The 14372-nt window shown below is 35.5% G+C and carries 10 protein-coding genes and 5 pseudogenes; 12 read left to right on the forward strand and 3 right to left on the reverse strand.

The window, feature by feature from the left end:
• The first annotated feature begins 224 nt into the window (after positions 1 to 224).
• The 6 genes and pseudogenes from A6J68_RS04810 to A6J68_RS04835 all read left to right on the forward strand — a co-directional run.
• Complete coding sequence (locus tag A6J68_RS04810; protein ID WP_000777402.1) at positions 225 to 1889, forward strand: SpaH/EbpB family LPXTG-anchored major pilin; 1665 nt, start codon at positions 225 to 227, stop codon at positions 1887 to 1889.
• An 88-nt stretch (positions 1890 to 1977) separates the two neighbouring features.
• Positions 1978 to 2901 carry a collagen binding domain-containing protein gene (locus tag A6J68_RS04815; protein ID WP_000815035.1) on the forward strand — a complete coding sequence of 308 codons (924 nt, stop codon included), beginning with the start codon at positions 1978 to 1980 and terminating at the stop codon, positions 2899 to 2901.
• Between the two features lies 1 nt (position 2902).
• Entirely contained in the window at positions 2903 to 3820 is a 918-nt protein-coding gene (gene srtC1 / locus A6J68_RS04820) for a class C sortase SrtC1 (RefSeq protein WP_000529914.1), read from the forward strand.
• Positions 3777 to 4628 (forward strand): class C sortase SrtC2, encoded by an 852-nt coding sequence (gene srtC2, locus A6J68_RS04825; RefSeq protein WP_000746885.1) that lies wholly within the window; start codon positions 3777 to 3779, stop codon positions 4626 to 4628. The genes srtC1 and srtC2 overlap by 44 nt, the downstream gene beginning before the upstream one ends.
• 81 nt (positions 4629 to 4709) lie before the next feature.
• Positions 4710 to 7382, forward strand: a complete 2673-nt coding sequence (locus tag A6J68_RS04830; protein ID WP_001868236.1) for a SpaA isopeptide-forming pilin-related protein — start codon at positions 4710 to 4712, stop codon at positions 7380 to 7382.
• A gap of 47 nt (positions 7383 to 7429) precedes the next feature.
• A pseudogene (locus A6J68_RS04835) lies at positions 7430 to 8025 on the forward strand (class C sortase); the annotation flags it as partial.
• A gap of 33 nt (positions 8026 to 8058) precedes the next feature.
• Here the strand turns inward: A6J68_RS04835 and A6J68_RS11605 are convergent.
• A pseudogene (locus A6J68_RS11605) lies at positions 8059 to 8404 on the reverse strand (transposase); the annotation flags it as partial.
• Positions 8405 to 8474: 70 nt separating this feature from the next.
• Between A6J68_RS11605 and A6J68_RS04840 the strand changes: the two are divergent.
• The 3 genes and pseudogenes from A6J68_RS04840 to A6J68_RS11420 all read left to right on the forward strand — a co-directional run bounded on the left by A6J68_RS04840 (position 8475) and on the right by A6J68_RS11420 (position 10354).
• Positions 8475 to 9080, forward strand: a complete 606-nt coding sequence (locus A6J68_RS04840) for a prealbumin-like fold domain-containing protein (protein WP_070469324.1) — start codon at positions 8475 to 8477, stop codon at positions 9078 to 9080.
• 237 nt (positions 9081 to 9317) lie between these two features.
• Positions 9318 to 9690: pseudogene (locus A6J68_RS11610) on the forward strand (CHAP domain-containing protein); the annotation flags it as partial.
• Between the two features lie 433 nt (positions 9691 to 10123).
• Positions 10124 to 10354 (forward strand): hypothetical protein, encoded by a 231-nt coding sequence (locus A6J68_RS11420; RefSeq protein ID WP_001865548.1) that lies wholly within the window; start codon positions 10124 to 10126, stop codon positions 10352 to 10354.
• Positions 10355 to 10993: 639 nt separating this feature from the next.
• Here the strand turns inward: A6J68_RS11420 and A6J68_RS11615 are convergent.
• Entirely contained in the window at positions 10994 to 11161 is a 168-nt protein-coding gene (locus tag A6J68_RS11615) for a hypothetical protein (RefSeq protein WP_014959742.1), read from the reverse strand.
• Positions 11162 to 11434: 273 nt separating this feature from the next.
• A pseudogene (locus tag A6J68_RS11620) lies at positions 11435 to 11749 on the reverse strand (transposase); the annotation flags it as partial.
• On the opposite strand from A6J68_RS11620, the gene A6J68_RS04870 reads away from it, so the two are divergent.
• The 3 genes and pseudogenes from A6J68_RS04870 to A6J68_RS04880 all read left to right on the forward strand — a co-directional run bounded on the left by A6J68_RS04870 (position 11699) and on the right by A6J68_RS04880 (position 14372).
• Positions 11699 to 11968, forward strand: coding sequence for a hypothetical protein (locus A6J68_RS04870; RefSeq protein WP_000254085.1), 270 nt, complete (start codon positions 11699 to 11701; stop codon positions 11966 to 11968). The pseudogene A6J68_RS11620 and the gene A6J68_RS04870 overlap by 51 nt on opposite strands.
• Positions 11969 to 12028: 60 nt before the next feature.
• Positions 12029 to 13180, forward strand: a complete 1152-nt coding sequence (locus tag A6J68_RS04875; protein ID WP_000251790.1) for a serine hydrolase domain-containing protein — start codon at positions 12029 to 12031, stop codon at positions 13178 to 13180.
• A 199-nt stretch (positions 13181 to 13379) separates the two neighbouring features.
• A pseudogene (locus tag A6J68_RS04880) lies at positions 13380 to 14372 on the forward strand (ATP-binding cassette domain-containing protein).

The following is a 14372-nucleotide window of genomic DNA, read 5'->3' on the forward strand; positions in this document are numbered from 1 at the left end:
TATTTATATGACAAATAAAGGTGATTTTGTTAAAATATAACTTTGAAAATCCACATATATTTTTAATCTTCCGTCTGAAAAAATAAATAAAAATAGTAAAAATAAACACGAATTTAAAATAAGCAAATTTTTTAAGAAAATCTGTGCTAAACTTTAATAGTTTTGTGCTTAATAATAATCAGCACTTACAAAGAACAAAGGGAAAAGCGAGGAGAGAACTTTTAATGAAATTATCGAAGAAGTTATTGTTTTCGGCTGCTGTTTTAACAATGGTGGCGGGGTCAACTGTTGAACCAGTAGCTCAGTTTGCGACTGGAATGAGTATTGTAAGAGCTGCAGAAGTGTCACAAGAACGCCCAGCGAAAACAACAGTAAATATCTATAAATTACAAGCTGATAGTTATAAATCGGAAATTACTTCTAATGGTGGTATCGAGAATAAAGACGGCGAAGTAATATCTAACTATGCTAAACTTGGTGACAATGTAAAAGGTTTGCAAGGTGTACAGTTTAAACGTTATAAAGTCAAGACGGATATTTCTGTTGATGAATTGAAAAAATTGACAACAGTTGAAGCAGCAGATGCAAAAGTTGGAACGATTCTTGAAGAAGGTGTCAGTCTACCTCAAAAAACTAATGCTCAAGGTTTGGTCGTCGATGCTCTGGATTCAAAAAGTAATGTGAGATACTTGTATGTAGAAGATTTAAAGAATTCACCTTCAAACATTACCAAAGCTTATGCTGTACCGTTTGTGTTGGAATTACCAGTTGCTAACTCTACAGGTACAGGTTTCCTTTCTGAAATTAATATTTACCCTAAAAACGTTGTAACTGATGAACCAAAAACAGATAAAGATGTTAAAAAATTAGGTCAGGACGATGCAGGTTATACGATTGGTGAAGAATTCAAATGGTTCTTGAAATCTACAATCCCTGCCAATTTAGGTGACTATGAAAAATTTGAAATTACTGATAAATTTGCAGATGGCTTGACTTATAAATCTGTTGGAAAAATCAAGATTGGTTCGAAAACACTGAATAGAGATGAGCACTACACTATTGATGAACCAACAGTTGATAACCAAAATACATTAAAAATTACGTTTAAACCAGAGAAATTTAAAGAAATTGCTGAGCTACTTAAAGGAATGACCCTTGTTAAAAATCAAGATGCTCTTGATAAAGCTACTGCAAATACAGATGATGCGGCATTTTTGGAAATTCCAGTTGCATCAACTATTAATGAAAAAGCAGTTTTAGGAAAAGCAATTGAAAATACTTTTGAACTTCAATATGACCATACTCCTGATAAAGCTGACAATCCAAAACCATCTAATCCTCCAAGAAAACCAGAAGTTCATACTGGTGGGAAACGATTTGTAAAGAAAGACTCAACAGAAACACAAACACTAGGTGGTGCTGAGTTTGATTTGTTGGCTTCTGATGGGACAGCAGTAAAATGGACAGATGCTCTTATTAAAGCGAATACTAATAAAAACTATATTGCTGGAGAAGCTGTTACTGGGCAACCAATCAAATTGAAATCACATACAGACGGTACGTTTGAGATTAAAGGTTTGGCTTATGCAGTTGATGCGAATGCAGAGGGTACAGCAGTAACTTACAAATTAAAAGAAACAAAAGCACCAGAAGGTTATGTAATCCCTGATAAAGAAATCGAGTTTACAGTATCACAAACATCTTATAATACAAAACCAACTGACATCACGGTTGATAGTGCTGATGCAACACCTGATACAATTAAAAACAACAAACGTCCTTCAATCCCTAATACTGGTGGTATTGGTACGGCTATCTTTGTCGCTATCGGTGCTGCGGTGATGGCTTTTGCTGTTAAGGGGATGAAGCGTCGTACAAAAGATAACTAAATAAAAGGCTACTTCTTAAGTAACCATGTTTAAGAAAAGAGAAATAGCCTTATTTCTCTTTTTGTCGTTTTTAAAATAAAGGAACATCATGAAACAAACATTAAAACTTATGTTTTCTTTTCTGTTGATGTTAGGGACTATGTTTGGAATTAGCCAAACTGTTTTAGCGCAAGAAACTCATCAGTTGACGATTGTTCATCTTGAAGCAAGGGATATTGATCGTCCAAATCCACAGTTGGAGATTGCCCCTAAAGAAGGGACTCCAATTGAAGGAGTACTCTATCAGTTGTACCAATTAAAATCAACTGAAGATGGCGATTTGTTGGCACATTGGAATTCCCTAACTATCACAGAATTGAAAAAACAGGCGCAGCAGGTTTTTGAAGCCACTACTAATCAACAAGGAAAGGCTACATTTAACCAACTACCAGATGGAATTTATTATGGTCTGGCGGTTAAAGCCGGTGAAAAAAATCGTAATGTCTCAGCTTTCTTGGTTGACTTGTCTGAGGATAAAGTGATTTATCCTAAAATCATCTGGTCCACAGGTGAGTTGGACTTGCTTAAAGTTGGTGTGGATGGTGATACCAAAAAACCACTAGCAGGCGTTGTCTTTGAACTTTATGAAAAGAATGGTAGGACTCCTATTCGTGTGAAAAATGGGGTGCATTCTCAAGATATTGACGCTGCAAAACATTTAGAAACAGATTCATCAGGGCATATCAGAATTTCCGGGCTCATCCATGGGGACTATGTCTTAAAAGAAATCGAGACACAGTCAGGATATCAGATCGGACAGGCAGAGACTGCTGTGACTATTGAAAAATCAAAAACAGTAACAGTAACGATTGAAAATAAAAAAGTTCCGACACCTAAAGTGCCATCTCGAGGAGGTCTTATTCCCAAAACAGGTGAGCAACAGGCAATGGCACTTGTAATTATTGGTGGTATTTTAATTGCTTTAGCCTTACGATTACTATCAAAACATCGGAAACATCAAAATAAGGATTAGCATGGGACAAAAATCAAAAATATCTCTAGCTACGAATATTCGTATATGGATTTTTCGTTTAATTTTCTTAGCGGGTTTCCTTGTTTTGGCATTTCCCATCGTTAGTCAGGTCATGTACTTTCAAGCCTCTCACGCCAATATTAATGCTTTTAAAGAAGCTGTTACCAAGATTGACCGGGTGGAGATTAATCGGCGTTTAGAACTTGCTTATGCTTATAACGCCAGTATAGCAGGTGCCAAAACTAATGGCGAATATCCAGCGCTTAAAGACCCCTACTCTGCTGAACAAAAGCAGGCAGGGGTCGTTGAGTACGCCCGCATGCTTGAAGTCAAAGAACAAATAGGTCATGTGATTATTCCAAGAATTAATCAGGATATCCCTATTTACGCTGGCTCTGCTGAAGAAAATCTTCAGAGGGGCGTTGGACATTTAGAGGGGACCAGTCTTCCAGTCGGTGGTGAGTCAACTCATGCCGTTCTAACTGCCCATCGAGGGCTACCAACGGCCAAGCTATTTACCAATTTAGACAAGGTAACAGTAGGTGACCGTTTTTACATTGAACACATCGGCGGAAAGATTGCTTATCAGGTAGACCAAATCAAAGTTATCGCCCCTGATCAGTTAGAGGATTTGTACGTGATTCAAGGAGAAGATCACGTCACCCTATTAACTTGCACACCTTATATGATAAATAGTCATCGCCTCCTCGTTCGAGGCAAGCGAATTCCTTATGTGGAAAAAACAGTGCAGAAAGATTCAAAGACCTTCAGGCAACAACAATACCTAACCTATGCTATGTGGGTAGTCGTTGGACTTATCTTGCTGTCGCTTCTCATTTGGTTTAAAAAGACGAAACAGAAAAAGCGGAGAAAGAATGAAAAAGCGGCTAGTCAAAATAGTCACAATAATTCGAAATAATAAAATCAGAACCCTCATTTTTGTGATGGGAAGTCTGATTCTCTTATTTCCGATTGTGAGCCAGGTAAGTTACTACCTTGCTTCGCATCAAAATATTAATCAATTTAAGCGGGAAGTCGCTAAGATTGATACTAATACGGTTGAACGACGCATCGCTTTAGCTAATGCTTACAATGAGACGTTATCAAGGAATCCCTTGCTTATAGACCCTTTTACCAGTAAGCAAAAAGAAGGTTTGAGAGAGTATGCTCGTATGCTTGAAGTTCATGAGCAAATAGGTCATGTGGCAATCCCAAGTATTGGGGTTGATATTCCAATTTATGCTGGAACATCCGAAACTGTGCTTCAGAAAGGTAGTGGGCATTTGGAGGGAACCAGTCTTCCAGTGGGAGGTTTGTCAACCCATTCAGTACTAACTGCCCACCGTGGCTTGCCAACAGCTAGGCTATTTACCGACTTAAATAAAGTTAAAAAAGGCCAGATTTTCTATGTGACGAACATCAAGGAAACACTTGCCTACAAAGTCGTGTCTATCAAAGTTGTGGATCCAACAGCTTTAAGTGAGGTTAAGATTGTCAATGGTAAGGATTATATAACCTTGCTGACTTGCACACCTTACATGATCAATAGTCATCGTCTCTTGGTAAAAGGAGAGCGTATTCCTTATGATTCTACCGAGGCGGAAAAGCACAAAGAACAAACCGTACAAGATTATCGTTTGTCACTAGTGTTGAAGATACTACTAGTATTATTAATTGGACTCTTCATCGTGATAATGATGAGAAGATGGATGCAACATCGTCAATAACGATGTTGTGAATGGCTTACTTACTTATCAAATAGGTGACTAATGATGATTGTGAATAATGGTTATCTAGAAGGGAGAAAAATGAAAAAGAGACAAAAAATATGGAGAGGGTTATCAGTTACTTTACTAATCCTGTCCCAAATTCCATTTGGTATATTGGTACAAGGTGAAACCCAAGATACCAATCAAGCACTTGGAAAAGTAATTGTTAAAAAAACGGGAGACAATGCTACACCATTAGGCAAAGCGACTTTTGTGTTAAAAAATGACAATGATAAGTCAGAAACAAGTCACGAAACGGTAGAGGGTTCTGGAGAAGCAACCTTTGAAAACATAAAACCTGGAGACTACACATTAAGAGAAGAAACAGCACCAATTGGTTATAAAAAAACTGATAAAACCTGGAAAGTTAAAGTTGCAGATAACGGAGCAACAATAATCGAGGGTATGGATGCAGATAAAGCAGAGAAACGAAAAGAAGTTTTGAATGCCCAATATCCAAAATCAGCTATTTATGAGGATACAAAAGAAAATTACCCATTAGTTAATGTAGAGGGTTCCAAAGTTGGTGAACAATACAAAGCATTGAATCCAATAAATGGAAAAGATGGTCGAAGAGAGATTGCTGAAGGTTGGTTATCAAAAAAAATTACAGGGGTCAATGATCTCGATAAGAATAAATATAAAATTGAATTAACTGTTGAGGGTAAAACCACTGTTGAAACGAAAGAACTTAATCAACCACTAGATGTCGTTGTGCTATTAGATAATTCAAATAGTATGAATAATGAAAGAGCCAATAATTCTCAAAGAGCATTAAAAGCTGGGGAAGCAGTTGAAAAGCTGATTGATAAAATTACATCAAATAAAGACAATAGAGTAGCTCTTGTGACATATGCCTCAACCATTTTTGATGGTACTGAAGCGACCGTATCAAAGGGAGTTGCCGATCAAAATGGTAAAGCGCTGAATGATAGTGTATCATGGGATTATCATAAAACTACTTTTACAGCAACTACACATAATTACAGTTATTTAAATTTAACAAATGATGCTAACGAAGTTAATATTCTAAAGTCAAGAATTCCAAAGGAAGCGGAGCATATAAATGGGGATCGCACGCTCTATCAATTTGGTGCGACATTTACTCAAAAAGCTCTAATGAAAGCAAATGAAATTTTAGAGACACAAAGTTCTAATGCTAGAAAAAAACTTATTTTTCACGTAACTGATGGTGTCCCTACGATGTCTTATGCCATAAATTTTAATCCTTATATATCAACATCTTACCAAAACCAGTTTAATTCTTTTTTAAATAAAATACCAGATAGAAGTGGTATTCTCCAAGAGGATTTTATAATCAATGGTGATGATTATCAAATAGTAAAAGGAGATGGAGAGAGTTTTAAACTGTTTTCGGATAGAAAAGTTCCTGTTACTGGAGGAACGACACAAGCAGCTTATCGAGTACCGCAAAATCAACTCTCTGTAATGAGTAATGAGGGATATGCAATTAATAGTGGATATATTTATCTCTATTGGAGAGATTACAACTGGGTCTATCCATTTGATCCTAAGACAAAGAAAGTTTCTGCAACGAAACAAATCAAAACTCATGGTGAGCCAACAACATTATACTTTAATGGAAATATAAGACCTAAAGGTTATGACATTTTTACTGTTGGGATTGGTGTAAACGGAGATCCTGGTGCAACTCCTCTTGAAGCTGAGAAATTTATGCAATCAATATCAAGTAAAACAGAAAATTATACTAATGTTGATGATACAAATAAAATTTATGATGAGCTAAATAAATACTTTAAAACAATTGTTGAGGAAAAACATTCTATTGTTGATGGAAATGTGACTGATCCTATGGGAGAGATGATTGAATTCCAATTAAAAAATGGTCAAAGTTTTACACATGATGATTACGTTTTGGTTGGAAATGATGGCAGTCAATTAAAAAATGGTGTGGCTCTTGGTGGACCAAACAGTGATGGGGGAATTTTAAAAGATGTTACAGTGACTTATGATAAGACATCTCAAACCATCAAAATCAATCATTTGAACTTAGGAAGTGGACAAAAAGTAGTTCTTACCTATGATGTACGTTTAAAAGATAACTATATAAGTAACAAATTTTACAATACAAATAATCGTACAACGCTAAGTCCGAAGAGTGAAAAAGAACCAAATACTATTCGTGATTTCCCAATTCCCAAAATTCGTGATGTTCGTGAGTTTCCGGTACTAACCATCAGTAATCAGAAGAAAATGGGTGAGGTTGAATTTATTAAAGTTAATAAAGACAAACATTCAGAATCGCTTTTGGGAGCTAAGTTTCAACTTCAGATAGAAAAAGATTTTTCTGGGTATAAGCAATTTGTTCCAGAGGGAAGTGATGTTACAACAAAGAATGATGGTAAAATTTATTTTAAAGCACTTCAAGATGGTAACTATAAATTATATGAAATTTCAAGTCCAGATGGCTATATAGAGGTTAAAACGAAACCTGTTGTGACATTTACAATTCAAAATGGAGAAGTTACGAACCTGAAAGCAGATCCAAATGCTAATAAAAATCAAATCGGGTATCTTGAAGGAAATGGTAAACATCTTATTACCAACACTCCCAAACGCCCACCAGGTGTTTTTCCTAAAACAGGGGGAATTGGTACAATTGTCTATATATTAGTTGGTTCTACTTTTATGATACTTACCATTTGTTCTTTCCGTCGTAAACAATTGTAAGGTGTCGTTGAAATTATTAAATAATAGAAAATGACTAGTTTTGGCCTTTCCCTATTGTCAGTCAGATTAGTTATTATCAAGCTTCTCATGCCAATATTAATGCCTTTAAAAGAACAGTTACAACCATTGACCGTACGGAGATTCAACGACGGTTAGGTCTGGCTAAAGCCTACAATGCTAGTATTTCTGGAACAAGTAGTCAGTCGACTCAATCTGTGCTGAGAGATTCTTATTCTGAGGAGCAAAAAAGGCAGGGTGGACTGAATACGCTAGGATGTTAGAAGTCAGAGAGCAGGTTGACCATGTGATGATTCCAAAAATCAATCAGGATTTACCAATCTACGCTGGTTCAGAAGAGGACAATCTGCAACGGGGAGTTGGTCATCTAGAAGGGATAAGTTTGCCGATTGGAGGGGCTTCTACACATGCGGTCTTGAGCGGTCAAAGAGGTATGCCAGCTGCTCGGTTGTTTGCGGATTTGGATAAGATGAAAAAAGGTGATTATTTTTATGTTACCAATCTGAAAGAAACCTTGGCTTATCAAGTGGATCGTATCATGGTGATTGAACCTAGCCAATTGGATGCCGTGAGCATTGAAGAGGATAAAGATTATGTTACCCTTCTGACCTGTACACCTTATATGGGCTCTTTGTCAACTGTAATGGGTGACTTATCATTAACAACGAGAGAGAATCAGCTTGGTTCTCTCTCTTTTTGGATGTTCAAAGCGATGAGAATTTTGCTTTTAAAATTTTTAAAGTTGCGAAAGCCAAAGGCTTGTCGCTTGATGTCTTTGATAAGCTTGTTGGTCGCTTCTAATTTGGCATTGGAAAGGGATAGCTGAGGGCGTTTGTGATGTAAGTTTTGTACTTCATGAAGGTCCTAAAGACCATTTTAAAAGCAGAATTGCCAGTTGTTACGTTATCATCTATGAAGCTAAAGAATTCAGTTGTTCGCTTTTCTTAGAAATGAAAGAGTATGAGCTGATAAAGGTCGTTATAATAGCGGAGCTCATCTGAGAAAACTTTTATACCTCAAAGTCAGTCTAGCTTTGATATCATGAAGCCATTAGGAGTTATTCCTTATCTTTTAGTGGCGCGCGATCCATATAGTGATAGATCGAGATATTTAGATCCAAAAGTTCTATCATCCTCTTTTGGCGCCTTTTTTCCAGCAGATAATATTAAGGTAGCTTGGTCTAACAACTCCAGCACTTTATTTACACCACCTATTAATGCAAACTACACCATTCAGATTCAAGCTATTGGGACAACGATTAAGTCACAAATTCCGGAATCGATTTTGACGGTTACGGATAAAAAGAGCAGGAAGTTCAGCATTAACAAGATTGACGAAGCTAAAGAAGGCTTAGTAGGTGCGACCTTCACCTTGTCTAAACGCACAACAGTAGCGGCAGATCATCAAGTACAAGGAGATTTCATTCCTGTCAGCAAAGAGACGACAGTCGGTCGGACAACCCTTACCTTTGACAACCTTAAACCTGGATTTTATGACCTTAAAGAAACGAAAGCGCCGAATGCTTACGTACTTGATCCTAAGACTTATGTTGTGGTCGTTCAAAATTCAGGAAAAACGACAATTGTGGATGAAGCTAACTTCAAAGAGGCTGATTACCCAATGGCTGATAATACCAGCCATGTGGAGTGCGTAGCGTTGCTACAACGAAGCAAAGGGTAAAAATCCTTTATTTTAAGCACTTTTTCAAGCATTTTGTCTTTATTGAAAAGAGTGATTTTAACATAAAAAAGGTATTAAAAAACATATTGACGTGACCGTTTGTTTTGAAGTGGCTTGCGTAGACAAAAAAATAGATACGTCAGATAAATTTCTGGCATTACGAGAACATTTTTAGAGTGTTCTCTTTTTTTAGTTTACGGAGGAAAAATATATATGGAAAAACAGGATTCACGAGTTCTCATCCATTGGGAGGGGAATTCTGGGGACAAGCTCATTGAACACCAAACCAGCGCAACGGGGTGGTACTACCAAGTCGATCGTAGCTTTAGTCAACCAAAAGGGGAACCGCCCAGAATGATCCAAAGGCACTAGAAAGTGTCCGTAATGATTCGATTTCGGGCGGTGATGATGTCATGGGTTATGCTTATAGCAAATGTACTTGGGGAGTTGCGGCACGAATTAATCAGTGGGACTGAAACTCAAAGGTTGAAATGGTGAGAAGATTACCATTACCAGTTCAATGGGAAATGGTCAGGATTGGGTTGGAACAGCCGAAAGACTAGATGGTGAAACTGATACAGTTCCAAAAGAAGGTACTATTCTCTCTTTTTAGGAAAGTAGTTATGGTTCGTATATAGGCTACGGAACTATATCTTTCGTCACATTACATCTACAGATAGTACCATGAATTTTGCTTATATGACCAAGTAAAGTGAGGATATACTAACAAATGAAATATTTATTATCGTATTTGTCCATTTTATCGAAAAGTTTGCATATTATCATTATGTTTGATAAGATGCAAATATAATGATAGTAGGAGCTAAATATGGATATTTAAAAAATCAAGAGTATCCTAAGTGCTTTCCATTTTGAAATTCAAATATAGCTAATAGTTCTAGAACTTCTAATTGTTTTTCGTCGACGATATGAATTTTCAATCTTAACTGTTAGGATTCCACCTCCCTTTGGTTAAAGAAAAAAGGTCAGGTCGTTTAGATAACTTTGTCAAACAAGCTCAAGCTATCTAAAAATAGTTTGAAATGGGCATTACTCTAGTTTTTAATAAGCTATCTGATGAGCAGAAGGAGAAGTTAATGCATGTTGGGAAGTCTTATTTTGACTATCAAGAAAATGCTCTTATCCCACAATTAGGTTTTCTATATTCTAAATTAACTAAAAAAATTGAACTTGATAATCGGTTGTCTCCGACTGAACAAAAGTTATTGATTACCTTATTATTACATACTAAAGGTTTAATCATTGATATGTAAGAAGTAAGTCAGCTAACCGATCTTTCTATTCTAAAACTTATATTGTTGCTTTAGAAATTTTAAAGAGCGTGGATGGCTTCATAATAAACAGAAATCTTACCAATTTGCGAAGCCAAAAAATATGATATTTGAAGAGTCCAAAGATCTAATAGATAGTCCAGTTAGAGAAGCGTTGATTATAAGTGATAAGGATTTTCAAAAATTAAAACAAGAGCTATTATTTTAACCGACTTATTTTAAAGACTTATCATATCTAGGCTTGCTTGATGATTCGGAAAAATACGGAGACTATACTATTTCAAGGAAAAGATACAAAAGTTTCGAATCAAGTCTTCAACTATACATCCTTCAAAGTCATCGGCTAGAGATTTGGAATTATGAACCAATCCCTTTGATTACTAGAAAAATAAATAGCTTGGAGAGGCTAACGTGACACTGGTTGATCCAATCTCGCTTTATTTAACACTAAGAATGATGAAGACCCTCGTATTGAAGAAGAAGTTGAGCAGCTAGAAGATAAGATTTTGAGAATATAATCGTTTTTTCGTGCTACACTAACTTGTCAGGGTTGCAACAGACAAAAAAATAATTTAGGAGGGATTCGTTATGCGTACAAAGTATATAGGATATGAAATTGTTTTAAGGGGTGGTTATTAATATGGATAAGAAAAAGGTTGTTTCAACTATCGTATCTACAGGGTTTCTTATAGTTTCAATATCAAATTTTTTTAGAGAGCTATCACCTATACTTTTTCTCTTGAATATTATTGGATTTTTCTGCTTCCTATTATTATTTTCTGCCAACATAAATAAATTGTTCTTAAAACGATAGCCGTTATATAGGATATGGTATGTATGCATTTGGTGAAATTATAGGTAAAACGAATGGAATAGTACTTACTCCTCAAAGCTATCGTGAGAGATATAAAAGGATATCGAGGAGTCACTAGATAGTTGGATCTCATTGAAAAAATTTGTTTAAAGTATCTCATATAAGCATAAAACGAGGAATCAATCAAAATTTCTTGATTGATTCCTTGTTTTTTGGCTCTTTGTCAACTGTAGTGGGTTGATGAAAAATTATATTCTGGAGAAAACCAAATTGGTTTTCTCCTTTTTGATATTCAAAGTGATATGAATTCTCTTTTTAAAATATTCAAAGTTTCTAAAGCTAAATGTTTGTGCTTGATGATTTTGATGAGATTATTGGTTGCTCAAGTTTGGTGTTTGAATAAGGCGATTCAAGGACATTGATAACCTTATCTCTGTCTTTAAAAAATGTCCTAAAAACAGTTTAAAAGATTGGAGTGACACTAGAGAAAGTGTTTTAAACAGGGTAAAGAAATGGTGAGCTTGCTTCTCTTGAAAGTAAAGCAGGAGGAGTTGATAGAGTTTCATAATGTTTTTTATAGAGAAGCGATATCTTCTTATCTTGAAACAGAAAATTTTGAGAAGGCTAAAGTGACTGAAGAGAATTACCAAGTTTTTTTAGGAATCCGTACTTATCAGAAGAGTTATAACTATCAAGATCATAGTGAGAATCTAAAAGGAAATATTGAGGTAGCAATGATAGGAGTTGAAAATAATATTAGCGACGAACATATTTTTTGCTAGAATATATAAAATGTCTTTGAAATAATTTAGCCCTGTGTTATGATATTAAGGAGGTTATTTATGGTACGTAAATTTTTAAAATCGCTCCTATCTCTCTTTCTTATAGCAGTAATCGCCACCGGTATTTCAGTGGCATGTTTCTTTTTTATTCCAGAAAATAAAGGGAATATTACACCGATTTTATTGCATCGCTTTATGCGAAAAAATAATGTTAATGGAATGATGATTGTTAGCGATAATACTGGTAAACCGATTACCATCTCGCATGGGATTAACCGTGGGGAAGTTGAAACGGATATTGAAAATAATAAATTATTTCCAATGGCTTCTCTCCAAAAACTCATGACAGGAATTATTATCCAAAGATTAATTGATCAAGATGTCTTGAGTGAAGACGACCGATTGTCTCAGTTCTTTCCCCAAGTAAAAGGTAGTAATAGTATTACCATCCACCAATTGTTGACCCATACGAGTGGGTTAAGAGAAAAAGGTGTTAAGGTGTCTCCTTATCTAAAAAATGAGAGAGAACAATTACAATTTTGCTTAAAACACTATAACTTTGTTAATAAGAAATCGTGGTATTATTCTAATATCAACTTTAGTTTCCTAACAGGTATAGCCACTCAAGTTACGGGAAGGACCTACGCTGAACTTGTTGATGATGTGATAAAAAATCCTTTGCGATTAGATGATACCCAAAGTTACCAATCAGTTGTTAATCATGACTTAGTTAGCCCAATGCGAAAGAACGGCAAGTTAAATAAAATTAATATCTTTAATCAAGTATCCACAGCATATGGAGCTGGAGATTTTTTCACAACTCCGCTGAACTTTTGGGTGTTGATGCGGTCTTTTTCTAAAGGGTACTTTTTCCCAACGGATGAATATACCAAACATCAAAATGATGCGATATCACATTATTATGGTGGGCTTTACATGCATGGTCGTATAGTTAATTCTAATGGGGCCTTTTTCCAGTATTCAAGTTTTGGTTATGCAGATCTAAAGACGCATGATACAATGGTGCTTTTTATGAATAACAAAGTCTATAGTGATGCTAGTCACGTGGCACCAAAAGCATTTGAATATTATCAAAAATTTATGTTCCTTAATAAGATTTTCCACTTAGTCTTTTACTTTGTATTTTCTTTCTTTTTAATGCTTTTAATACGTCATTCGTTTAGGAAAAGAAGGTATAAGAAACGTCTCTAAATCACATGAATAAAAAAGAAGGCTAAGTTGGCCTTCTTTTTTATTCAATATTAAGCAGTAACACCATCTAAGAAAACGTTTGCATTGAATTTTTAATTGTGCTATAATAAATAGCTGTTAATCATTATTATAGTTTAATAATCTAACTGTCGAGCTGATTTAAGCTATAAAAATACTGTTGAGTAAAAGAGGTATTAATATGTCAATGATTGAAGTTTCTCACCTTCAGAAAAATTTTATAAAAACCGTTAAAGCACCAGGGTTAAAAGGAGCATTTCAATCATTTCTTCGTCCTGAAAAACACACCTTTGAAGCTGTTAAAGATTTAACATTTGATGTGCCTAAAGGACAAATTTGGGGATTTATTGGAGCGAACGGTGCAGGAAAATCTACAACAATTAAAATGTTAACTGGGATTTTAAAACCAACTTCGGGCTTTTGCCGTATTGATGGCAAATTGCCACAAGAAAACCGACAAAATTATGTTAAGGATATTGGAGTCGTTTTTGGGCAACGTACGTAGTTGTGGTGGGATTTAGCTCTACAAGAAACCTATACAGTGTTAAAAGAAATCTATGACGTTCCTGATAAAGAATTTCGCAAACGCATGGCTTTTTTAAATGAGGTTTTGGAACTAAATGACTTTATAAAGGATCCTGTTAGAACTTTGTCTCTCGGACAGCGTATGAGAGCGGATATCGCAGCTTCTTTATTACATAACCCAAAGGTTCTTTTCTTAGATGAACCCACCATTGGCTTGGACGTTTCAGTGAAAGATAATATCCGACGTGCAATCACACAAATTAATCAAGAAGAAGAGACAACGATTTTACTAACGACACATGACCTCAGTGATATTGAACAACTTTGTCATCGTATTTTTATGATTGATAGAGGACAAGAAATATTTGATGGCACAGTTTCTCAGCTAAAAGAGACATTTGGAAAGATGAAAACTCTTTCTTTTGATTTGCGCCCAGGACAAGAGCATATCAGCTCTAGTTTAATTGGAAAGTCGGAGATTAATATTAAACGTAATGACTTAGTTTTAGATATTCAGTATGATAGTTCTCGCTACCAAACTGCTGACATAATTCAGCAGACATTAGCAGATTTTTCTGTACGTGACCTTAAAATGACAGATGCGGATATTGAAGATATCATTCGTCGCTTCTATAGAAATGAGCTATAA

The sequence above is a fragment of the Streptococcus sp. 'group B' genome, assembly GCF_002073795.1.
GTDB lineage: Bacteria > Bacillota > Bacilli > Lactobacillales > Streptococcaceae > Streptococcus > Streptococcus agalactiae.